This window comes from Leptolyngbya sp. ST-U4 (assembly GCF_039962215.1).
In the GTDB taxonomy this organism is placed as follows: Bacteria; Cyanobacteriota; Cyanobacteriia; order Elainellales; family Elainellaceae; genus Leptolyngbya_A.
This window is the reverse complement of record NZ_JAMPKZ010000019.1, coordinates 1-22,576: the sequence shown is the minus strand read 5'-3', so window position 1 is coordinate 22,576 and position 22,576 is coordinate 1. Positions and strand designations below refer to the sequence as shown.

At 49.4% G+C, this 22,576-nt stretch carries 18 protein-coding genes and 3 pseudogenes; 7 read left to right on the top strand and 14 right to left on the bottom strand.

The annotated features are described in order from the left end of the window. Nucleotides 1-120: 120 nt before the first annotated feature. On the bottom strand, nt 121-339 hold the full coding sequence (locus NDA02_RS20925; RefSeq protein WP_190794680.1) for a hypothetical protein: 219 nt from the start codon (nt 337-339) through the stop codon (nt 121-123). A gap of 306 nt (nt 340-645) precedes the next feature. On the opposite strand from NDA02_RS20925, the gene NDA02_RS20920 reads away from it, so the two are divergent. Continuing rightward, nucleotides 646-1,512 carry a rhodanese-related sulfurtransferase gene (locus NDA02_RS20920; RefSeq protein WP_190794679.1) on the top strand — a complete coding sequence of 289 codons (867 nt, stop codon included), beginning with the start codon at nt 646-648 and terminating at the stop codon, nt 1,510-1,512. Nucleotides 1,513-1,518: 6 nt separating this feature from the next. Here the strand turns inward: NDA02_RS20920 and NDA02_RS20915 are convergent, their stop codons facing one another. After that, entirely contained in the window at nt 1,519-1,821 is a 303-nt protein-coding gene (locus NDA02_RS20915) for a hypothetical protein (protein WP_190794678.1), read from the bottom strand. A 26-nt stretch (nt 1,822-1,847) separates the two neighbouring features. Further along, nucleotides 1,848-2,882 (bottom strand): isochorismatase, encoded by a 1,035-nt coding sequence (locus tag NDA02_RS20910; RefSeq protein ID WP_190794677.1) that lies wholly within the window; start codon nt 2,880-2,882, stop codon nt 1,848-1,850. A gap of 246 nt (nt 2,883-3,128) precedes the next feature. On the opposite strand from NDA02_RS20910, the gene NDA02_RS20905 reads away from it, so the two are divergent. Together NDA02_RS20905 and recJ are read left to right on the top strand one after the other, a co-directional pair. Continuing rightward, nucleotides 3,129-3,557, top strand: a complete 429-nt coding sequence (locus NDA02_RS20905; RefSeq protein WP_190794676.1) for a hypothetical protein — start codon at nt 3,129-3,131, stop codon at nt 3,555-3,557. A gap of 32 nt (nt 3,558-3,589) precedes the next feature. Then, nucleotides 3,590-5,335: pseudogene (recJ, locus tag NDA02_RS20900) on the top strand (single-stranded-DNA-specific exonuclease RecJ); the annotation flags it as partial. A gap of 1,306 nt (nt 5,336-6,641) precedes the next feature. On the opposite strand, the gene NDA02_RS20895 reads toward recJ, so the two are convergent. Then, nucleotides 6,642-6,971, bottom strand: a complete 330-nt coding sequence (locus NDA02_RS20895) for a metalloregulator ArsR/SmtB family transcription factor (protein ID WP_190794675.1) — start codon at nt 6,969-6,971, stop codon at nt 6,642-6,644. Between the two features lie 247 nt (nt 6,972-7,218). Here NDA02_RS20895 and NDA02_RS20890 point away from each other — a divergent pair. Then, nucleotides 7,219-7,410, top strand: a pseudogene (locus NDA02_RS20890) (transposase); the annotation flags it as partial. 117 nt (nt 7,411-7,527) lie between these two features. On the opposite strand, the gene NDA02_RS20885 reads toward NDA02_RS20890, so the two are convergent. Both NDA02_RS20885 and NDA02_RS20880 read right to left on the bottom strand, forming a co-directional pair. After that, the gene (locus NDA02_RS20885) at nt 7,528-10,071 is read right to left on the bottom strand and encodes a TonB-dependent siderophore receptor (protein ID WP_199296605.1); all 2,544 of its coding nucleotides are present in this window, start codon (nt 10,069-10,071) and stop codon (nt 7,528-7,530) included. A gap of 217 nt (nt 10,072-10,288) precedes the next feature. Beyond that, nucleotides 10,289-11,656 carry an MFS transporter gene (locus tag NDA02_RS20880; RefSeq protein WP_348255769.1) on the bottom strand — a complete coding sequence of 456 codons (1,368 nt, stop codon included), beginning with the start codon at nt 11,654-11,656 and terminating at the stop codon, nt 10,289-10,291. A 597-nt stretch (nt 11,657-12,253) separates the two neighbouring features. On the opposite strand from NDA02_RS20880, the gene NDA02_RS20875 reads away from it, so the two are divergent. Beyond that, on the top strand, nt 12,254-13,318 hold the full coding sequence (locus NDA02_RS20875) for an iron-siderophore ABC transporter substrate-binding protein (RefSeq protein WP_348255768.1): 1,065 nt from the start codon (nt 12,254-12,256) through the stop codon (nt 13,316-13,318). Between the two features lie 161 nt (nt 13,319-13,479). Here NDA02_RS20875 and NDA02_RS20870 read toward each other — a convergent pair whose 3' ends face one another. The 5 genes from NDA02_RS20870 to NDA02_RS20850 form a co-directional block, all read right to left on the bottom strand. Further along, on the bottom strand, nt 13,480-14,286 hold the full coding sequence (locus tag NDA02_RS20870; RefSeq protein ID WP_348255766.1) for an ABC transporter ATP-binding protein: 807 nt from the start codon (nt 14,284-14,286) through the stop codon (nt 13,480-13,482). A gap of 61 nt (nt 14,287-14,347) precedes the next feature. Continuing rightward, nucleotides 14,348-15,394 carry an iron ABC transporter permease gene (locus tag NDA02_RS20865; protein ID WP_190791149.1) on the bottom strand — a complete coding sequence of 349 codons (1,047 nt, stop codon included), beginning with the start codon at nt 15,392-15,394 and terminating at the stop codon, nt 14,348-14,350. A 13-nt stretch (nt 15,395-15,407) separates the two neighbouring features. Further along, nucleotides 15,408-16,424 carry an iron ABC transporter permease gene (locus tag NDA02_RS20860; RefSeq protein ID WP_190791148.1) on the bottom strand — a complete coding sequence of 339 codons (1,017 nt, stop codon included), beginning with the start codon at nt 16,422-16,424 and terminating at the stop codon, nt 15,408-15,410. 14 nt (nt 16,425-16,438) lie between these two features. After that, nucleotides 16,439-16,837, bottom strand: a complete 399-nt coding sequence (locus tag NDA02_RS20855; RefSeq protein ID WP_190791147.1) for a biopolymer transporter ExbD — start codon at nt 16,835-16,837, stop codon at nt 16,439-16,441. Next, on the bottom strand, nt 16,834-17,493 hold the full coding sequence (locus tag NDA02_RS20850) for a MotA/TolQ/ExbB proton channel family protein (protein WP_190791146.1): 660 nt from the start codon (nt 17,491-17,493) through the stop codon (nt 16,834-16,836). The genes NDA02_RS20855 and NDA02_RS20850 overlap by 4 nt, the downstream gene beginning before the upstream one ends. A gap of 327 nt (nt 17,494-17,820) precedes the next feature. Here NDA02_RS20850 and NDA02_RS20845 point away from each other — a divergent pair, with 327 nt between their 5' ends. Together NDA02_RS20845 and NDA02_RS20840 are read left to right on the top strand one after the other, a co-directional pair. Continuing rightward, a complete protein-coding gene (locus tag NDA02_RS20845; RefSeq protein ID WP_348255764.1) occupies nt 17,821-19,281 on the top strand; it encodes an energy transducer TonB in 1,461 nt (486 codons plus the stop codon). A 412-nt stretch (nt 19,282-19,693) separates the two neighbouring features. Beyond that, a complete protein-coding gene (locus NDA02_RS20840) occupies nt 19,694-20,995 on the top strand; it encodes an acetamidase/formamidase family protein (RefSeq protein ID WP_199296450.1) in 1,302 nt (433 codons plus the stop codon). Between the two features lie 352 nt (nt 20,996-21,347). Here the strand turns inward: NDA02_RS20840 and NDA02_RS20835 are convergent, their stop codons facing one another. From NDA02_RS20835 to NDA02_RS20825, 3 genes and pseudogenes are all read right to left on the bottom strand, one after another. Continuing rightward, on the bottom strand, nt 21,348-21,947 hold the full coding sequence (locus tag NDA02_RS20835) for a hypothetical protein (protein ID WP_190791144.1): 600 nt from the start codon (nt 21,945-21,947) through the stop codon (nt 21,348-21,350). A 108-nt stretch (nt 21,948-22,055) separates the two neighbouring features. Next, complete coding sequence (locus NDA02_RS20830; RefSeq protein ID WP_348255762.1) at nt 22,056-22,508, bottom strand: MarR family winged helix-turn-helix transcriptional regulator; 453 nt, start codon at nt 22,506-22,508, stop codon at nt 22,056-22,058. Next, nucleotides 22,471-22,576 (bottom strand): annotated as a pseudogene (locus NDA02_RS20825) (IS630 family transposase); the annotation flags it as partial. The pseudogene NDA02_RS20825 and the gene NDA02_RS20830, both read right to left, overlap by 38 nt.

Genomic DNA, 22,576 nt, shown 5'->3' with positions numbered 1-22,576 from the left:
CAAATTCAATTCTTCAGTTTAATTATTTTGTGAAAGGGGAGGTGTAATGCCTGCCCTTTTTTTTGAATGCTGGAAATTCAGATGCTGGAAATTTAGATCAAGCAGGAAATCAGCAGGACATTAGCGGACTTCTGGATTGGTGTAAGGGGCAGTATTCGGGTCGATCATCGGCTCTGGACGCGGATCGGTGTAAGGTTCAGTGTTAGGGTCAACCCTCGGTTCAGAGTTGGGGTCGGTGTAGGGGTCAAGATTGGGGTCAATCACCGGAGCCGGATTGGGATTGGTGTAGGGAGAAGTATTTGGATCGATCGCCGGATCAAGGTTCGGAGAGTAAGTCATTTAATTTTTTCCTTTTATGATTTGTCTGTTTGCTCTGATTCTAGATTTGAGCAGTCATCACTTGATTCTGTAAGAAGGAATAGGTATTTCGTTTTTCTTCTTTTTTCCTCCTTCAGGTGGAAGAGATTACTAAAGTACATCGCTCTCCTACAAACGGATATTTCCTGCCTGACGAATGCAGCTCTGATTCATGCAGCCTTGATTGATGCCGCAGGTCTCCTGAAGCTCATGCGCTACGTTACAAAGGCACGTTTAATGCCAGCTTGAGAAGCTAGGATAGATTTTGGCAATCTTTCACTTCACCCTATGTCGATCGTTGTTGCTGCCTTTTATAAATTCGTCAAGCTGCCCGACTATGCTGAGTTTCGATCGCCTTTGCTCGAACTTTGCCTGGCTCAGGGAATTCGCGGCACAATTCTATTGGCAGCCGAAGGAATCAATGGAACGATCGCGGGAACGCGCCAGGGAATTGATGCGGTATTAACAGGTTTACGGTCGGACGATCGCTTTGCCGATTTAGAACAGAAAGAATCGATCGCAGATGAGATGCCGTTCGATCGGCTCAAAGTGCGGCTGAAGCGGGAAATTGTAACGCTAGGAATTCCCGAAGTTGACCCAACTGAGCAGGTGGGAAGGTATGTGGAACCGCAGGACTGGAACGAATTGATTACCAATCCAGAAGTGACGCTGGTGGATACGCGCAATCAGTACGAAGTTGATATCGGCACATTTCAGGGCGCGAAAAACCCTGAGACGGCAACGTTTCGGCAGTTTCCGCAGTACGTTGAGCAGCAGCTTGACCCTGCCCAGCACAAGAAAGTCGCCCTGTTTTGCACGGGGGGAATTCGCTGTGAAAAAGCAACTGCCTACCTGCTGGCACAAGGTTTTGAGGAAGTGTATCACCTGAAGGGCGGCATCCTGAAATACCTGGAAGAAGTGCCCCCAGAGAAGAGCCTGTGGCAGGGCGAATGTTTTGTGTTTGATCAGCGAGTGGCAGTGCAGCAGGGTTTGGAACCGGGAACCCATGAGATGTGTTTGAGCTGCGGTCATCCGATTTCAGAAGCTGACAAAGCCTCTGCTGATTATGAAGCGGGGATTTCTTGCCCGTACTGTATCGATCGCCTCACCCCCGAAAAACGGGCTCGCCAACGGGCAAAACGCCAACAGCGTTAAGTCATCTCACCGAATCAGGAAGGGAAAGAACGTCCGAATTGTGCGGCGCAACCTCAGCAGATTCACCACCCGACGCACCTCCGGCGAAACCGTTGCCAAATTTTCTCGTGCGGCTTCTTCTCTGGCTTGCAGTTCGGCGTATTCCCTTGCCGTCAAGGGCTTTCCGTCCACAGGCGATCGCGCTTCGGTGATCACTTCAGTTCGCAGTACTTCTTCGGGCTGGTCTTCGGGGGGCGGGAGTGCCAGGGCAGGTTGAGCGACAATTGTGCTGGTGAGCAGGAAGGTAGGGAGAAGTTTTAGGAGAGACATGGTGAGGGAATGAAGGGATGAGGAGGTTAGAGTTTCAGCCAGGACTCGATCGCTTCAGTAGATTGGACGCGGTGCATTCCGGCATTGGCAAAGCGTTGGTAGGTAGCATCGGCGGCGTCAGTGAAGTCTATGACATTAGGAACGACGACTGGAGACGAGCAATCTTCAAGCAGATAGACTTTTTGCGCGAGCGCAGGATCAATTGCTTCAATTTCGCTGAGCAAGTCTTCGATCGTCCAGGCGACGCAATGGCTTTTTGCTTGTCCTGCCACAATAAGGGCATCGTAGCGCAGCAGTTTTTGCAGAAAGGCATGGTTGGTTTCGCCGATAGCCTCTTGCTCATGATCATGGGTGACTTCCGGCTTCAGTACCGAGTAATTTTCGGTCAGGGGATGGTTGCCTTTGAGTTCAAAGTAGGTTTGGCTGTCTCGCGCCATCGCGTGAAAAAAACAGGCTTCTTCGACAGCAGAAACGATCGCGTGTCCGATTCCACCCAGCATTGAGTGATAGGGCCAGATAGTCAGCAGGTATTTTTCGTTCTGCTGAAGCTGACGGACATAGTGCAACGCGTAGTTTTGCAAACGATTGAGATTTCCTCCAGCAATGTAATTCAGAATTGCTGGATTAACTTTCCAGACGCCTGTTTCGACATCGCTGAGTGAGATCATGGTCATCGCGGCAGGATGCTCCCCTGCATCATTGATCCAGAATACAGGATGAAAAATCTGCGTTGCCATGTGAGTGTCCATCGTGACAGCAATCTCGCTGATGGCTGCCAGATTGCGATAGATAAATTCACATAGGCGGATGTTGTCTTCTACTGCGCCCAAACCCGATCGCCCACCGACAAATAGTTCAAATTCGGGAATGCAAAAGGTATTCTGCACATCGATCAGCAGCAGCCCCACACGATGACGATCGGACCCGGCAGGCGGAATTCCATGCTGTTTTACCCAGGTTTTTGCCTCAGTTGCCCGCGCTTGATAGGGAACTCGCCAGACTCCATCCACATGACGGCGATCGAAATGGGGAGGGAGGGGGAGTTGGGTTAGCAGGTTCATTCGGTAAACTCCGGGAGTGGCGGGGTTTTATTTATTGTAGGGGTTGGGGCGATTGTAGGGGGTGGGGTGATGGGTGGCTGAGTTGGTGGATAGATGAGTTGGTGGGTGGATGAGAGAAAAGAGGAAAAGTTGAGAAATACAGAAAGTGATGCGATCGTCCCAAGATGCGGTAGAACATAAGTATTTATATTTAAGCAGCAGAATCAGGTTCACAATGCTTAAGTAAGTGGGAGTTAGCGCAGAATCATGATCAAAATGATCAAGAAGGTGCTGGGGGGATTGGCGATCGGGGTGATGGTGCTGGGGGGAACGATGCTTCCGGCAATCTCGCAGACTTGTACGGCAAACTGTCGGGCGAGGCAGATTCAGTTTGTGCCGGGGCAGCGAATTCGCTTGCAAATGGTGAATCAAACTGCCAGCTTGGTTCTGGTGGAGCAGGTTTTTAGAACAAGTCCTGTGCCAATTTTGCCGGGGCAGGAGCTTGAGCTTGACCCCAACTTTGGCACCGAACCAAATATCTCCGTTGTGTTCTGGGATGAAACTTCGTTACCACTTAGCGCGATCCTGTTTCGCCCAACCCCAAATACCCTTAGAATCGAAATTCGTCCGGGGGGTCGTCCTCCAGGCGATCGATCGATTTACATCGAAAATGACGGCAAAGTTTCGATTTTGTAGTTTCAATCGTCGTTCCTCACTACAGCCGAGCAATCATTCCTGTGCCTTCTTCCCGTTCCTCTCGCTATCCGATTCAACGCTGGCAAATTGCAGAAGCCCAGCCCGATCGTGCATCCCGGCTTGGGCAGTCGCTCCAGCTTTCGCCGCTGGTGGCACAAATTCTAATCAATCGCGGTGTTGCTACGCCTGAAGCAGCGCGTGAGTTTCTAGAGCCAGAGCAGCAGTTTTTGCCTTCGCCGCTGGACGATTTTCCCGATTTGACGATCGCGATCGAGATTTTGCTCAATGCGATTTCTGGCAAACAGTTTATTGCGATTTGTGGCGACTATGACGCAGACGGCATGACCAGTACGGCTCTGCTAATGCGGGCACTGCGCTACCTGGGAGCGGTGGTAGACTACGCGATTCCCAGCCGTATGCAGGAAGGCTACGGGATTAATCGCCGCATCATCGAGGAGTTTCACCAGGAAGGGGTGAGCGTGATTCTCACGGTGGACAACGGCATTACTGCTCATGAGCCGATCGCCCTGGCGCGGGAATTGGGCTTAGCAGTGATTGTGACCGATCATCACGATATTCCGCCGACGCTGCCCGATGCGAATGCAATTTTGAATCCGAAACTAATTCGGGAAGATTCGCCGTATCGAGGGGTGGCTGGCGTTGGGGTTGCTTATATTCTGGCGATTTGTCTGGCGCAATGTCTGCAAAAAACGCAGGATCTCACCACGCCGCTGTTGGAACTGTTTACGCTGGGGACGATCGCGGATCTGGCTCCCCTGACGGGAGTGAATCGTCGCTGGGTGAAACGGGGGCTAAGGCTACTGCCGACTTCGCGCAATCCGGGCATTGAGGCGCTTGTTCAGGTCGCAGGTTTGAGCAACGAAAAGGCACTGAAGCCAGAGGCGATCGGTTTTCGCCTGGGTCCAAGGATCAATGCGATCGGGCGGTTGGCTGACCCGCAAATCGTGATCGAGCTGCTGACAACCGAGGAAGACGGACGGGCGTTAGAGCTGGCGATGAAATGTGAGCAGGTGAATCAGCTTCGGCAAAAGCTGTGTGAATTGATCGAGCAGGAAGCGATCGCCTGGTGTGAGCAGACTCGATTTCAGCCGCAAAAGGAGCGGGTTTTGGTGATTGTGCAGCCGAACTGGCATCATGGCGTGATTGGCATTGTCGCGTCGCGGCTGGTAGAGCGGTACGGTGTGCCCGTGTTTATTGGAACTTATGAAGAGGAATCGGAACAGCAGATTCGCGGTTCGGCGCGGAGCATTCCTGAATTTAATGTGTTTGAGGCGTTGCAGTTTTGCGGCGATATTCTCGAAAAGTTTGGCGGGCACCGGGCGGCAGGCGGATTTTCGCTCAAGGCAGCTCACCTGGAAGAAATGCGATCGCGACTGCGCCTATTTGCCCACAATCAGCTTCAACCGCAGCACCTCAAGCCCCTGGTGACGATCGACGTGCAGGCAAACTTCCGCGACCTGAGTCATCACCTCTACGAACAGCTTGATGCTCTGCACCCCTGTGGCATTGAAAACCCCGATCCGGTTTTCTGGACACCCAATGTGCGCGTGATTGAGCAGCAGACGATCGGACGCGATAAAAATCACCTGAAAATGACGCTAGCAGAGGCAGATGATCCGACAATGGGCATTCGAGCCCTGGCTTGGCGATGGGGAGAATTCTACCCGCTTCCAGATCGGGTGGATATTGCTTATCGTTTGCGGTTGAATGATTGGAATGGCGTTCAGTCGATCGAGCTAGAGCTGGTCGGTGTTCGTCCCGTAGAAATGAAGACTGATCCCTTATCGCTGGGTTTAGCCGATGCCTTTGCCCCGAGCGAAACAAAGCTCGATTTATCAGAAAAATCAGAAATACCTGTAGAGGTCGGTTCATCTCAGAAAGCAGGCGTTAAAGCGAACGGTAAACTGAAATCGATCGCGTTATCTGTTAATTCGTTATTGGATCAACCTGTAAACGATTGCGTGAATAAAACTTCTAACACATCAGATAATCAATCTTCTACCCGAAAGGCTGATCAAACCGTTCATCAAAAATACGATTCGGCGAATGACCTGGCAGACGCTTCATTTATTCCGTTTGATTATAATCATCGCCAGTACGTTTGCTGTATTAAGCAATCTCTAACAGGAACAGGACGCGAACTTAAAATTCGCAATGCTGAAGAACAACTGCTCACGATCGACCCCGATCGACAGCAGGGGTGGATGGGCGACAGTCAGGCAACGGGGCAGGCGATTGATTTGGCTCAGGCGTTTTACTTTAACCTGATGCGATCGGCTCTTTGCGCGGTCGAGCTTGCCGAGAAAGACCAGTTGCTTCAGGAAAAGGATCGGCAAATTACTCTGCTGACACAGCAAGTCGAATCGCTGAAGCAAAAGCTAAGTCAGGTTTCTGCGCTATCGCCTGCCGTTTCCGCTCCGGTGATCCGTGTCTCTCCGAGTTCGACTGCTCTCAAGCAGCCTGTCCCAAATTCTGAAGGTCAAATCGCGGCTTTGGCGACGGTGCTCTCTGCTGGAGCGCAGCGCGAAATTATTTCCATCGATCCGGCAGAAGCCTATCAAGCAGACCTGCTTTCAACCAATGCAAAATCGATCGATTTCTCTGCATCCGGGCTACGCCTGTGTGAACTGCTCGAACGCGAAATCGTGCAGCCTTTTTTCGATCGACTTCAGCAATCTTTCCTCGGTCGAAATGGCAGAACTCCGCTCGCATCGATCGTACCCCCTGTAAGCCCCGCAATTCATCACCTGCCTCCCTTTCTAGCGAACGAATGGTCTGTGCTGCGCGAAGAGATTTTGTGTTCTCCTGAATATCCTCAGGAATACTGGTACGACGATGTAATCTCTGATGAAGTGAACGAAGCCGATCGCCAGACAATTCACGCTTTCCTGGCAGAATGGCAAACCCCGATCGCTTTTTGGCTGCTGCATCCCCAAGCCGCTTCGATTCTGAGTCAGATCGATCAGCTTCAAATCATTGCTTTAGATGCTGATGCTTGCCTGTATTCCTGGCAATTTGATTTATTGCGATCGTTTATTTTAGGGGGTGGTTAGCCTAAATGTCTCAGTCTTTGTCCGGGCAGGGACGAGCAGGCAGAATGGGACTGTAGCGGCGAAACTCCGAGAGGTATTGCTCCAGGACAACAAATTGCGGCAGATTCAAGCTGTAGTAGATCCAGCGTCCTTCCTGGCGCGATCGCACTAAGCTTGCATCCTTCAGGGTCTTGAGATGAAACGACAGCTTCGATTGAGCCACATCCAGCAACTCACAGAGGTCACAAACGCAAAGCTCATTCTCCCGCAGCAGCTCCACGATTTTGAGGCGCAATGGTTCTGAGAGTGCATGAAAGCCAGCCACAACCAGTTCAGAAGGAGAAGAGACTGCCTTAACCATTCGGATTCACCGTATCTTATGAAGCTTTATTGATATAGCCTCTATCCTAAAGCATTCATCTTCGTGCTGACAGCTAAGACTACCCGGACACCGTCTCAACGCCACACTCTTAGAACGATTGAAGTATAAAAAATGGGGCACAGCCCCACATCCCCCGTACCTTACGGGAGTGAAAAACGCTGCATTAAAGAAGGTCGATAGGAAGATTAAGATCTTTTAGGTTTCCTTCTGACCTCCTTGTCACCCCTTGAGCTTTTTACCTCCTTATTCACCAGACCTATCTCCGATTGAACTCTGTTGGTCGAAACTCAAGCAGTTTCTTCGCTCAAAAGCGGCTCGCACCGATGAAGCTCTCGACCAAGCAATGACCGAAGCGGTTCAGTTCATTACTGAAGATGATGCCATTGGTTGGTTCAATCACTGCGGTCTATTCACTTGAAATTTGCTGTAAATAAAAATACAGCCATCCTTGATTGGATTGAAACGGGGTGCAGGGGTTATCCCTAATTGGGGGCACAGCCCACACACCCCTTGTTCACAACCTATTTGTCAACGCTTAGAACTCGTAGGAAATGGTTGCACGAACGTTAAAAGGTGCGCCGGGATACACGATTCGAGCCGTTTGGCTAGTTTCATAGTACTCCGTGTCAAATAGATTCTCAAAGTTGAGCTGCGCTCTCCAATTATCTCTTCGATAGTAAAGGGCAGCATCAGTGCGGAAATAGCTGGGTAGCTCAAATCCTGGTGGATCAAACGAAAATCCACTGCGTTCTGAAACATAGAGTAAGCCAAGCCCAAATCCTAAGCCTTGCAGATCACCGCTTTGAATTTCATAGGTTGTCCAGAGGCTAGCAGCGTGTTCTGGCACGTCATCTAAACGGCTGCCGATCTCAATATCGTTGTCTTCTGTGACTTCCGCATCCGTATAGTTATAAGCACCGATGATATTCCAACCGGGAAGAATTTCACCAACAATGTTGAATTCAATTCCCTGGCTGCGCTGTTCACCGACTTGAATTTGGAAATCCGAATCTTCTGGATCGCTCGTCGCCACATTGGCTTTGGTCAGGTAATAGGCAGCAAGGGTTGCAAATAAATCATCTGTGATGTCTGCCTTGATCCCAATCTCATACTGCGTACTCCGCTCTGGCACGAAGGCTTCTCCAGTCCGAGACAGCCCCGTCTGCGGCACAAAAGATTGGCTGTAGCTGGCATAGAGAGACAGCGGCTCGATCGGCTGATACACAATCCCGATTCGAGGACTAAAGGCATTATCGACTTGATCAACTACGCTGCCAAAGGACACTCCTTCTTGATCAAGAATATCAAATCGCCCGCCAACCAGCAGATGTAAATTATCGAGCAAATCAATTTGATCTTGAATGTAAATCCCTAAATTATCAGTGCGAACGTTTTGAGAGAAGCTGGGCTGTAGCTCTGGAACTTCAATATCGTAATTGGGATCGAAGATATTGAGAGAGGGTAAGTCAGTGTCTCTTGAAGTATAAACACTGGTTCTGCGGTTTAGATCTAAACCAACCAGCAGCTGATGCTCGATCGGTCCTGTGGCAAATTCTCCAATGACTTCTGTTTGCAGTCCATAGTCCTGTCGCAGAAAATCATCGTCTACATACTCCATTGGCAGCAAGCCATTCTCTGGCAGACCAGTAGATTCTGTTTTTGTCCCATTTTGCAAATCACTGAAGAAGGAAAAGGCATTACGCACTCGCCAGTCATCATTAAACTGATGCTCAAACGTGTATCCTGCCCGAACTTGCTGTTGCTCATACTCATCAAGTTGGGGGTATCCCAAAAAGCGATCGATCGGCAAAACAAGTGAACCATCGCTCAAAGCCGTGACACCGCGATCGAACACGGGATCATTGTACAGATACTCAAATTCAAAAGTGAGGGATGTATTGTCACTGATATTCCATCGCAGCACAGGGGCAATAAAGAATCGCTCAGTATGCACCTCATCTCGGAAGCTGCCAGAGTTTTGGTATGCCACATTGAGGCGATAGAGCAAGTCGCCATTGTCAGTCAAAGGTCCAGAGAGATCGATCGACGGTCGATAGAAGCTAAATTGCCCTACGGTAAACTCGGCGGCAAAATACGGCTCGCTCAAGGGTTGCTCTGTAACGATATTGACAACACCTCCAGGCTGCGTCTGCCCGAACAACACAGAAGCGGGTCCTCTGAGAACTTCAATGCGTTCAATATTGGCAGTTTCCGAAAGACCGTAGAAATCATTGCTGCGGAAGCCATTTCTGAAGTTGAAATCTTGCGTGAAGCCGCGCAGGATAAATGAGCCTGCTCCCGTACCGCCATAGTTGCCATCGGTTGTAACGCCTACATTCTGTAATGCATCCCGATATTCAACAATATTCTGGTCTTCCAAGACCTGTTGTGGGATCACCTGAATTGAAGCGGGAATATCACGAATGGGAGTATCTGTGCGAGTCGCAGTCGTTGCCTCAGGCGTATAGTAGTCGTCCTCGGTTTCGTCTCCCGTTGCCACCACCTGAATCGCTTCTTGATCTTGAGCAACTTCTGTTGCCGAACCTGTTGTGACACCCAACACTAAATTCTGTGCTTCTGCCCTCACATCAGCTGTAGGGGGTGCATTCAGTCCGGTAATCGCAACACGAATGCTGTTATCTCTGCGGTTGGTTACAGTAACGAGTGCAATGCCTTCGGCAGGATTCACCTGCTGAAATTCGTCGCCATCTGACAAGGACAGCACTGTGTTTGGAATATCAGCAATCAATGCATTGCCAATCACCGAGGTTTCGACGGGTGGCAAGGCTTCTGCTGCTTCCAAGACTAGCTCGAACCCATCTGCTGTTGCATTCAATTGCACGCCTGTTACTTGCACGATCGAGGCTTGCGCGATTTGCTCAACCCAGTCATCAACAGTTGTTGCAGCAGGTGCAATGTCGTTAAGACGAGGAATTGCTGAAGCTGAAGTTGATGTAGTCGAAATCGAAACAGCACGGTTGCCTTCTTCCTCAACACCCTGAGCCAGGGTAGACTGCGCTACGCTGAGCAACATGACACCGACTAACTTGAGAATCAATACCAGTTGAAAATTTTTCACAGTAAAATTCCAAACCTCACAGCCGAAATCAACAAGAAATAAACAATAAAGTTTCTGAAAGCACGCTCTACTGTTGAGCTACTTTCTAGCTATCTAGATAAATCTTTGGTTGGAGCTGTCAGTAATGCTACATCCTATCTGATATTACTTGATAATAGTTCCTAATAAGCAACCAAGTCTAAAAGTATCAGAATTGTGTCAGAACAATTTGGTCGTCTCAGGTTCGATCGGCTTCACGTTCACAGTTGGAGTTGGATAAAGCTGCCTGCTGATCTGTGTCGTGATCTGAAACATTCATTTCTACCATGCGTAATGACTCAACGGCATATCCGCCCATGCCAACCAGCATTAAAGTTACGGATGTGATCACGTACAGTAAAGCCATGCCTGCACCGGAACCTGTCCCGAATATTCCACCAAATGTTTTGGCTAAATAACCACCTGGCATCATTGCAGGTTCAAAGACAAAATCAGCGAGCGGTCCAGCAATTAAAGCAGCGATCGTCGAAATTAGAACGAGCAGCAGCGATCGGGTAGCAAACACGCGCCCTTGGATTTCTGGTTTGATTTTTGCCAACCAAATTGCTTCACTTGAACTGCCCAGTAATGGAAAGTTAAGCGACGAACAAAACTGTGCCGGCAGCCAAATCGACGGCAACTGCCCTAGCCCAAATAGGGTTTTGCTGATCCCTGCACCAATCATGCCTCCGAGAAACCCGTGAATCTTTTGCCGAAAACCACCCCCGATGCTGACAGCGATTGCGCCAATGACACCAGCAACACCCGCCATCGTAGACAAACTGGCTAAGATGGCTGCATTATTATTGCTGCGAGCTAGAATCATGGCTGAGTAAAGCGAACCGCCTAAGTCGTGAGCAAACCAAAACAGCAAACTTATCACGAGTAAAGCGAACAAGCCTGGTCTTGCAAACACATAGCGAAAGCCAGAAGAGATGTCTTGCCAGAGACTTGCCTGGTTCTGAAGCTGGGTTTCAGGAACAACTGGCTGGGGAATTTGAGTTCGCAATACAGTGAAGATTGCAATGCTAAAGGTGAATAGATCAATCCATAGAATGCCAAATAACCCAATGATGTAATAGAGGACACCTGCCAGGGCAGGAGCAAAAATACTGGGTCCATAATGCAGCATTGAAACCATACTGCTGGCACGAGTATAGTGTTGCTTCGGTAACATCAGAGCGATTGACGTAGAATAGGCAAGTTCTTGAATATTGCTGAAGATGCCGTTGATCGCACTTGTTACATAAAAGTGCCAAACCTGAAGATGTCCAGTGAGGTGGAGTAAGAGAATTGCAACAGTAGAGAGGGCTGCAACCGTATCGCTTAAGATGATGAGCTGTTTGCGGCTCCACCGTTGACCAAAGATCGGCCGGAGACCATCAACAATGACTCCAGCAAAAGGAGCAACCAAAAGGCTTGCCGCTTGGTTAAAAAAAACAATCAACGTGAGTGCAGTTGCTTGATCGGTAAGCTGCCATGCCCAGAGCGTGATGGCAAAACTAGTCATATAGCTACCGATCGTCGAAACGAACTGACCAGTCCAAACAATGACGAAAATACGCATCTACCGTGAGCTAACGAGAGATGACATTGAGAGGAGTGGGGCTGATCGAAGTGCAGCAAAAGCAAGAGTCTGATTGCGATCGAGCCTGAAGGATTGGAAGTTGCACCATACAGTCTTAAGTGACGATTCTAACCGGGGGTCAAGTTTTAGAAACCATAAAAGCTTATTGCAAGCAATTTGCAATACTTGAACTACTTATAGCAGGTTCATTGCCTCTGTTCAAGATTTGCTCTTAAATTTCCTGGCTGCACGGCTACTGGTTTTTAATGATCTAATTTTCCAGAATGTTTTTTTAGATCTTTTGCAGTTCGAGTCGGAACGCTGCTAGAAAAATTTCCTAATAGAGCTTGTCAGAAGTAGAGATTTGCCGTAAGGTATCAATGATTTAATGCGAATTAGATGCAATAGGCAGAAGTCACTTCAATAGGAAGACTAGAACAGGAAGGCTAGAACTGCAAAGAGTCCTATGAACCAGTCCCCCACAGACATTTCAGAAATTTTCCACAACCTATCAGGATTCCGATATTGTTTATCCAGTCGCGCCAATCAACTTGAGGGCGAAGGTTTCCTATACGTTACTAATTAGGAGAAATCGCTGTGAGAACTCGACAATGGTGGAATTGGCTTAAACGATCGCTTTTAATCTGCATGACATTTGCGCTGGTCACGGCTTGCCAAAGTTCTGGTCCTCGCAATCTAGCTGTTAATCGTGATCAAGCAAATCAATCAATCGAATCTCCTGCATCCTGTCGGATGGTCTCTCATGAGGTAGGAGAAACTGAAATCTGTGGACAACCTCAGCGAGTCGCCGCGCTCAGTCCCCATATTCTGGATTCTATTCTGGCACTGGGAGTACAGCCTGTGGCTTATGCCGAAGTAACTGCCCTGAACCTGAAGAAATTTGACAATCCAAGTCAACAGATTCCTTATCTGGGCGATCGCGTTACAACACAGCCTGTGAACCTGGGCGATCGAAAAAGTCCATCGCTAGAGAAACTGGCTCTCATCAAACCCGATTTGATTCTTGGTGAGAATTGGTCAATCGAAAGCCAATACAAATTGCTTAATCAAATTGCGCCGACTTTGTTGTTTACAGACATGAAAGACAACAAGCAAGTCTGGTTTAATGACATTCAGCCTATTGCGAAAGCACTAGATCGGGAACAAGAAGCTGAACAGTTATTAGCTGCCCATGCTGAACAATTAGAAACAGTTCGATCGCAGCTAAAACCCGCTGTTAACGCTTATCCTAATGTTTTAATTCTGGCAGTCAATACATTGTTGAATGATGTAGCGATTGCTGCTGATAGTACCGCAGGGCGTTTGCTAGAGGAAATCGGATTTCATCTGGTTTTCCCTAAAGCTGTTCCAGCAGGAGAAACGCGATGGATGCAAACTTCGGTGGAACTCTTGCCTACCCTCAACGCGGATATTGTTTTGGTGATTGCCTGGGATTTTTCAGACCCTTATAATCCCAAAGACCCGCTCAGAACGAAATGGGATCAAAACCCCATACTAAAGAAGATTCCAGCGTCCCAGTTCGGTCGAGTCTTCTTTGTAAATTATCAACTCTGGGGTAGCGTTACCCGTGGACCAATTACAGATGAACTGATTTTAAAGCAGCTACCTGAAATGTTCCTCCCTTTATTATCTAAAAGTTGATAATGTTATCTAAAAATTGATAATACGCCCATGCGATCGAATTCATCCTTATCATCGGCATATTTCTCCGTTGCCCACTTCAAGGTTCTCTTTTCACTGTTGCCAATAGGTTTCGCGGGCGATCGTTTCTGTCGTACCAATCTTGTTGCAGAAACGTTCTTTCACAAATCATCTCTGACTAATGTTCTTTGGCTGATCGGAATACACATCGGCGTTCCTGTGACCGGGTCGGGCACAATGCGGCTCTCTAACCCAAAGACCTCCCGCACCATTGCCCCGGTCATCACTTCAACAGGGGAACCCTGAGCATAGATGTGTCCCTGCTTCATTGCGACCAGATAATCGGCATAGCGACAGGCTTGATTCAGATCATGCAATACCATCACGATCGTCTGTCCCCTGGTTTGATTCAGGTCATACAGTAAATCCAGTACTTCGATTTGATGCGCTAAATCCAAAAACGTGGTGGGTTCATCCAGTAACAAAATGGGTGTATTCTGCGCCAGAGCCATTGCGATCCAGGCACGCTGTCGCTGTCCACCCGAAAGGCTATCAAGCGGGCGATCGCCCAATTCTGTCATCCCGGTCATTGCCAAAGCCTGTTCCATGAACTGCTCATCCTCCTTTGACCACTGCTGAAACCAGCTTTGATGGGGATAGCGTCCCTGCGCCACTAGCTCTCGCACCGTTAAGCCCTCGGGGGCGATCGGACTTTGAGGTAACATGCCTAACTGTTTGGCAACTTCTTTGGTTGCAAGTTGGGCGATCGCAGTTCCATTCAGGTAGACGATGCCGCTTTGGGGCTTTAACAGTCGTGCCAGTCCTTTGAGCAATGTCGATTTACCGCAGCCATTTGCCCCGACCAGAGCCGTAATGCGATGAATCGGAATGTCTACGTTTAACTCCCGGATAATGGCCGTGCGATCGTATGACAGGGTGAGTTTTCGAGTGGTGAATGCTGTTTCCATTGATATTGGTGATATTGGAGGGCTGATTGTAGAAGGACAGAGTGCAGGAGTGGAAAGGTTCTTACGCATTCCGGTTGCGGTAGAGCAGATACAGAAAATAAGGTGCGCCAACTGCAGCTGTCACGACACCACACGGAAGTTCGATCGGCGCAAACAGCGATCGCCCTAAAAAATCCGCCAAGGCGACAATCAAGCCTCCCAGCAGGGCAGCAGTTGGGATCAAGCTTTCGTGCGATGTACCGACTAATTGACGAGCTAAATGGGGAGCCATCAACCCCACAAAGCCGATCGTTCCTGCCGTTGCCACACTTGCCCCTGCTAACGCCACGCTGATGAGCAATAAAAGCCCCCGCTGCCACTCCACTCGGCTCCCCAGCCCCCGTGCAACCTCATCCCCTAAATTGAGGGTGTTTAGCTCACGCGCACTCACCAGAGCGAGGGGAAGCAATACAATCAGCCAGGGAAGCAATGCCTGAATATGCTCCCATGTGCGTCCGTAGACACTTCCAGCTAACCAGACTAACGCCTGACTCACATCGTTTATATTGCCAAAGGTGATCATCAAGCTAGTAAAAGCGGAGGCGATTGCCTCGATGCCCACACCAACCAAAATGAAGCGAATGGGTAAACTTCCGCCATTCCACGACAGCCAATACACTAGCAAAGCGGCAATCAAGGCTCCTGTAAAAGCTACGATCGGTAGGAGAGATACCGGAATCGCAGGAAACAGCACAATGAGCGTCACGGCTGCTAATCCTGCCCCTGCCACAACGCCCACAATTTCAGGGGCTGCTAGAGGATTGCGCGTCAGTCCCTGCAAAATCGTTCCGGCAACGGCCAACGCCATTCCGACTAAAAAGGCAACAATAACTCGCGGCAACCGTAATGTATAAATGACGAAGCCATAATCAGAATTACTTGTATCGAATCCCAGAAGTGTCTTGATGACACTCAGCGGCGAAATTGGATATTCTCCATATCCCAAACTCAAGACCAGCACAGCAAATGAGATCACCGCAAGGGCAAACACGATCGCAGGCACTCTTCGATCAACTCGAATTGACAGCGGTACTTGTTTTGAGCGAAGCACTAACCAGGATGAAGGCATGGATTTAAACCTGTCACTGTTTTACGTTGAGCCGCGCGAGATACATGAAAAATGGCGCACCAATGAGTGCCATCACGATCCCCACGGGCAATTCCTGCGGCTTGATGATGAGTCGTCCTACGAGATCCGCGATCGATAAAAGCACAGCACCCCAGATTGCTGAATAGGGCAGTATCCAGCGATAATCAACCCCCGCCCAAAAGCGAACCACGTGGGGAATGACTAAACCGATAAAGCCGATCGGTCCTGCGAGAGCGACTGCACTGCCACTTAACAAAACAACGATGATAGAGGCGATCGCCTTAACCCATCCGACTCGCAGCCCCAGCCCCTTCGCAACTTCTTCGCCCAACGTGAGTGCCGTGATTTGCTTGCCCATGCCAAAGGCAACCACCAGCCCAATGCAAAGGTACGGTAGAACTTGCAGCAGCACATTGAAGTCTCGCCCAGCGACCGATCCGGCTAGCCAAAAACGAACTTCGTCCAGGGTGCGCTGATTCAAAATCAAGATTCCCGTGGTGAGCGCAGACAGCAGATAAGTTAAAACAGACCCTGCCAGAATCAGCTTTAGCGGCGTTGCCCCGCTTCGTCCCAGTGAACCGAGGGTATAAACTGCAATTGCAGCGATCGCTCCTCCGGCAAAAGCAGCCCAGGTGTAAACCTGGATCGACCCAGTTCCAGCCAGAAAAGTCGTAACCACCACGGCAAGAGTAGCTCCAGCACTGATCCCCAAAATTCCCGGATCTGCCAGCGCGTTGCGCGTTAACCCTTGCATTAGCGCTCCCGCAACTCCCAAAGCGGCTCCGACCACTAGCGCAATTAGGACTCTGGGCAGCCGTACGGTTGTAATAATCAGATGATTTGTTGAACCATCAAATGCGGTGAGTGATTCCCAAACGGTTCCAAAATCAATGTCTGCTGCGCCTAGGGTCACGCTAATCACAAGGCAGCCGACCAGCAGCACAGCGCTAAGCCCCAAACCCAGCAACCGCATGGTCACAAGTTGATTGCCGTTTACCCGTTTATCCATCACTGATCCACGCTTTAAGGACGACGAGCTGAAATGCCTAGCTTTACTCCTTGAACCGATCGCAACTGATCCATCACTGCAATCACCTGTCCATGTTCGACTTTTTCGTCAGCATTAATCACCACTAGTCGCTCTTGATTACCAATTAATGCTTTCACGCGATTGGCTAAATCATTCACCTGAATGGGCTGACGATCGAGAAATACATCTCCCTCACGATCGATCGTGACAGTAAGCTTACTCTGCTGCTGAGATTGAGCCGTTTGTGCTTGCGGTAAATTGACAGGAAGCCCTTCAGAACGACTCAAAAACAACGATGACATGATAAAAAACGTCAGAATTGCAAAGACAACATCGATCATCGGCACGATGTTGATATAAGGCAGATCATCAGGCTCTTCAGGAATATTCATAGCGATTCACTCATTGCTTTCGATGCAGAACCAAATCCTTCATAGCGGCCTAGATGCAAAACTTCAAGCTGGCTGCCAAACTCCTGAATCATGGCAACCTGCCGTCGATAAAATCCTCGAAACAGACTGCTAAAAAATAAGGCAAATAACGCCACGATTAAGCCTGCTGCGGTAGACACTAATGCTTCGCTAATGCCTCCTGTCACTTGCAATGCACTCTCGCTACCTCCTCCACCCAGATCAATCGCACCAAAGGATTGAATCAACCCCAAGACCGTTCCTAACAATCCCAACAGGGGAGCTGCGGTAATAATGAGGTCAAAAATGGAGTTGAATCGTCGCAGGATCGGAAGTTCTGCCTGTGTTGATCCTTCTAAGGTGAGGCGAAAAGCATGGGGAGGAAAATGATCGACTTCCAACGCCTCTAGAAAGATTCGAGCAATGGGCAAATCAGCATTCTGCTTGAGTTTCAACAATGCTGCGTCAAAATCATGCTGGTAAATTCGCAGCACGTCACGCGCAACCTGCCGTTGACGACGAGTAATCCGAAACCAAAAAACAAGACGCTCCACAATGAGGGCGATCGCCACGATCGAAAATGCCAGCAGGGGAAACATCACAATTCCGCCTGCCCAAAACAGTTCAATAATTAGCATTTCAAACTTCCATTGGCTACAGCCAACTCAGAGAGCTGGCAGACTAAGGATTGCTTACTGATAATTAATCTCAAGAAGAGAGTATAGGATGGCGCATCTTATGTCAATACTTCTCAAAATGTACTTACCAATTTACCGGGCGATTTTCTAATCTAAGGCAGTCTTTGAACTGTGCACGATCCTCAAACCGATTAGGTAGTAAGGTCTGCAAAACTGCAAAAAAGTAGCCGAATTAGCGAAATAAATAATTATATTGACAGGAAGACAGCCCAATCTTAGGATGAGCAAGTTGTAGTAAATATTCTCAACAGTCGGTAGGTAGAGCGAATGACGTTTTCAGATACAGTCGCTCAACAGCGCGAAAAGCAAGCAAGAACGCTCAGGCGATTCATTATGGTCAGCCTCGCGGGATCAGTTACCCTGCATAGCGGCGGCTTGTTTCTTAAAATCAGCGATCTTTGGAAGCCAGATAAGCAAGTATCCGAAGAAATAACGATCGTGGTCACTGAAGAGGACGAAACGGAAACCTCGATCGCGCCTGAAGACGAGTCGGGTGGCTCAGGGTTCGCAGCGTCAGAACCCTCCATGCAGTTCAACGAATCTGCCGCTGTTGATCAGCCTGCTGCTCCTGCTCCAGCCATTGAACCACTTCCAGAAGAACCACTCTCAGAAGAACCACTCTCAGAAGAACCTCCAGAAGAACGCATCCCTGTGCCGCTTGCAGAAGACGTGATTCCAGAACCCGCTACACCTGCAGAAGCACCTACCGAAACTGTAGAAGAATCGCCCCCTGCACCTTCACAAACGATCGCTAGCCCAGCCCCCAATCCTCGTAGCTTGAGCGATCTGCTCTCAGAGATACGGCGGGCAAGACAGCAGACAGGCGAATCCGCAACCGCCGCAGGTCAATTCGGTTTGGAAAATGGTTTGGGAAGTGGTACGGGGAACGGTTCTGGAAATGGTTCCGGGAATGGTTCCGGGAATGGTTCCGGGAATGGATCAGCAACTGTTGCTGCACCCCCTCGTCCGGAACCGATCACCCCGCCTGCAACCCAAGGCAGCCGATCGCGTGAAGTTTCCTGTCGCGGCTGTGATTTTGACTATCCGGAAGAAGCAGATGGTGCAGAAGGAACGGCTCAGGTAATTGTGGAAACCGATGACCAAGGGCGCGTTGTTTCTGTAATGCTTTCACGCTCTAGCGGTAATGCTGCGCTGGATCAGGCTGCTTTAGAGCAAGCAAGGCGTCAAGTTCAGCTCAACAACGCTAGAGCCGGAGAGAGCTATCCGATCGATGTTGACTTTGTCCAGCCCAACTCGGAAGCAGCAGAACGAGTTAGAGAACGAGGCGATCGACGCAGTATCACGGTGTCTGATCCTGAACCTGCGATTGAAACACCTGCTCCGACTGCCACGACAGCCCCATCTCCAGAACCCACTTTGTCTAGTGAGCCATCCCCAATTCCAGAGCCGTCTATTAGTCCAGAACCCTCGATCGCTCCTGATGTGGAACTGCGCCCTTCCGATACAGGAAACTCTGAACCCGCAGACAATAATCCTGTCTCTGAACCCGCAGCAGCTTCCGACTCACCTTCAGAAATTTCATCTCCCTCTGAGCCGGTAGACTCCACACTCCCTGCTTCCGAACCTGAACCGATTGCGATTCCTGAGCCTGAACCTGAACCAATCTCAATTCCTGAGCCTGAACCCGAACCAGTTCCGATTCCTGAACCAGCTTCTGAGCCTGAACCAGTTCTCCCCCCTGAAGCGGATGCCCCGCCTGAACCATAATCCGATTTGGTTCATACCCGCTATCCACAGCAATATCAAGTTCTTGACTACTCTGCTGCGATCGAGATTCTTTCGATTTCGGTTTCTGGGACGGCAATCACTCCTCTAGTGCCAGGTCTCAGTAGAAGGCGTAGCGGCAATACTAGCGAACATTGAGCAGAATGATTTGGGCAAAAAATGCCGCCATTTAAGCCGCCATTTAAACAGAGCAGGAGTAAACATCGGAGGGCAGGGAGGAGAGTATAGTCCTGCTTACCTTACCATTCGCTGCTTTTTGCGACACACCTTCTGCTTGATCAAGTAACCCTCCTGCTCATTCTGTCTCGAATGGCTAAAGTAATCCGCAATACAAACTGTGGGTTAGCCCCTCTTTATGATCTTGTAGCTTTGTTTCTGGTTTCGCGAAACAACTATGTCTGATCCCAAAGAGCATTCTCATCACGCATCTCATTGTCCAACCTGTGGTCGTGCTAATTCTCATGCTCATTCCCACACTCCAGCTTCCCCGATCGAGGATGAACCGGAAGACTCCCCTTCTCCCCTTACCGGCTACCTCTCGAAACAGTCCAGACGGGCATTCCTCACATCGCTAGGCGCAGCGACGGCACTGGGGTTGAGCCAGGTCGGCTTTCGTCGTGATCCGGCTGAGGCGAAAGCCGATTTAATGGCAATGGCAGATACGATCCGTGATGCGGGCAACCTGCACATTTTGAAAGCAACCCCACAGAATTGCTTTTGGGGTTACTTCGATCGCGATCAGCCGCCTGTTCTAAGTGTCAACTCCGGAGACATTATTTACATTGAAGCACTGACGCACCATGCCGGAGATGCGCCGGATGTGCTGATGGACGATGGTGTGCGAGCCGTGTATGAGCAAGTCACCGATCGGGGTCCAGGGGTTCACATTATGACCGGACCGATCGAAGTGAAAGGGGCAGAACCGGGCGATACCCTGATGGTTCGCATCCTCAAGACTCAGCCGCGCCTGCCCTACGGCAGCAACATCGCCGCTCACTGGGGCTATTTGTATGATGCATTTCAGAAGGAGCGCATCACGATCTACAAGCTCGACTTTGAGGCAAATCTGGCACGTCCGGATTTTGCGTTCGACTTCAAGGCGCGTCCCAAGTATGATACCCCAGGTTTTATCTCCACGCCTGACCCGGCAGCACGCCAGCCATTCCAGAGCAAAATCGCCATTCCCATGCGTCCGCACTTTGGCGTCATGGGTGTTGCGCCTGGGGAAAGCGGACGGATTAACAGCATTCCGCCCGGAAATTTTGGTGGCAATATTGATAACTGGCGCATCGGTGCAGGCGGCACCATGTATTATCCCGTCTTTAACCAGGGGGCGAAATTCTTTGTGGGCGACCCGCACATGGCGCAGGGCGACGCAGAACTGTCAGGAACGGCGATCGAGGCATCGCTGAACGGCTACTTCCAGGTGTTTGTGCTGAAGGATTTCCCGATTACGAACCCGATTCTGGAAACGGAAAGCCACTGGATTACCCACGGTTTCAACGAAGACCTGAACAAAGCGATGCGTCAGTCCGCAGACCAGATGTTGGATTTTCTGGTGAACAAGCGACGCATGAATCCCGATGAAGCATACACAATGATTTCAGCGGGGGTAGACTTTGGCGTAACACAAGTGGTGGATATGCGTCAGGGCTGTCATGCGGCGGTGCCCAAGAGCCTTTTTATGCCGAGCTAACGGCAAGATCGTGATCCTTGAGAATCGCTGCATCTTCAGGCGAGTGAAACATTGTTTTAGGCAACGGACGATCACTTGAGGAGCAGCGTTCTTATCGCGGGAATAGCCCATGCAACTAAAATGACAAAATTGTCAGAACTGAGTATTCAAATCCCATCTCTTCTTCATAAATATATCTTCTCTCCCTTTTTCTTTGTTAACCAGCTTGAAAGATCGCTTATCGTTCATTAACTCGTTCTATAAATCGTTCTTTTTTCTCCAATAGAAACACTACTTCTGCCATATAGGGAATGGCTAATTAGCTCGCAGAACAAGGGCTTGGACTTGGAGCAGGGCTAGCTAACAATTCGCTTCACTCGCCGCTAGTGGCTTTTCGAACCAGAATATCGAGTGCCATGACATGGGATGCGCCTGAGAGACCCACTCCAAATAATGGAATCAAGGCAATAGGATAAGTCGCAATTGTCTCCATCATAGGAACTTGAAGCAATGCAAAGGTTAAACCTGTGCCAACCGCAGTCACAAAATCTGCTAGACCAAAGAGGTGAAAGCCCCAGTATTTCCAATCACTCTTTGGCAATGCGACTACCACGAGTACCAACAGTCCCGCTGCTAAATCCCCCCAAGCTGCATTTCGCACAAAGGTAGATGGTAACAAATGTTGACTACCGTAATAAAAGAAAATGAGCGCTGCTGGAATGCGCCAAATGTGAAATAGGGTTAGGTAATTGAGATGGAGTCCCTGGATATAGGTTTGGAAGACTGAGTTCCCGTAATAAATTGCTAGAGGCAGAGTGATGCCCATTGCAACGAGCAAGGCAAACCACGGTAGGGGAAATGTGCTAAAGAGTCCGAAATAGCTGCCGACTGCCACACCCAATCCCCAAACGCTAATGATGGAAAGTAACCGTTGCGTGATTTGATTACGTTGATTTAAGGATAGAGAAATCATAGAAGTCTCCAAATTTGATTGAACGATTTGACAGGAATTTTTCAGGAGATTCAGACGAAACAAAGGTTTTTTCAGTGTATATACACTCTTTGTGGAAAAATTTTAGACTCAGCGAATTAGCGCGATCGTCTCAGCTAAATGTGAAAGCAGAGCACTCCATCGCTCTTGCCCAAGCACCTCCTCCACACTATCTTGAGCTTGTTTCCACAACGGCAGTGCCTTTGCTAACGCAGCTTTTCCGTTAGGTGTTAGGCTAACTACCCGAGTTCGCTGGTCTTGCCCAGGCTCAGATTTCAACCATTCCTCGCGTTCAAGCGGTTTGAGATTCCGGGTTAAGGTAGTACGATCCATCACTAGAATCTCCGCCAACTCATTGATCGTTCCCGATTTCGCCAGTGCTACAGCTACAAGAATTGTGAATTGAGTAATGAGCAATCCGCTCGGCTTGAGAATTTCATCAAAGTGTTGCGTGATAACACGAGAAGTTTTTCGGAGATTGAAACAGGCGCAGGTTGATATAGCTTTACGGAAAAACGTTCGGACAATGTTTGAAGGCAGCATCGACACAAACGCGAAAACTGTCAAACTCGTCCCAGCGTTGGCGCATCCAATTCTTGAGCACGAACCAC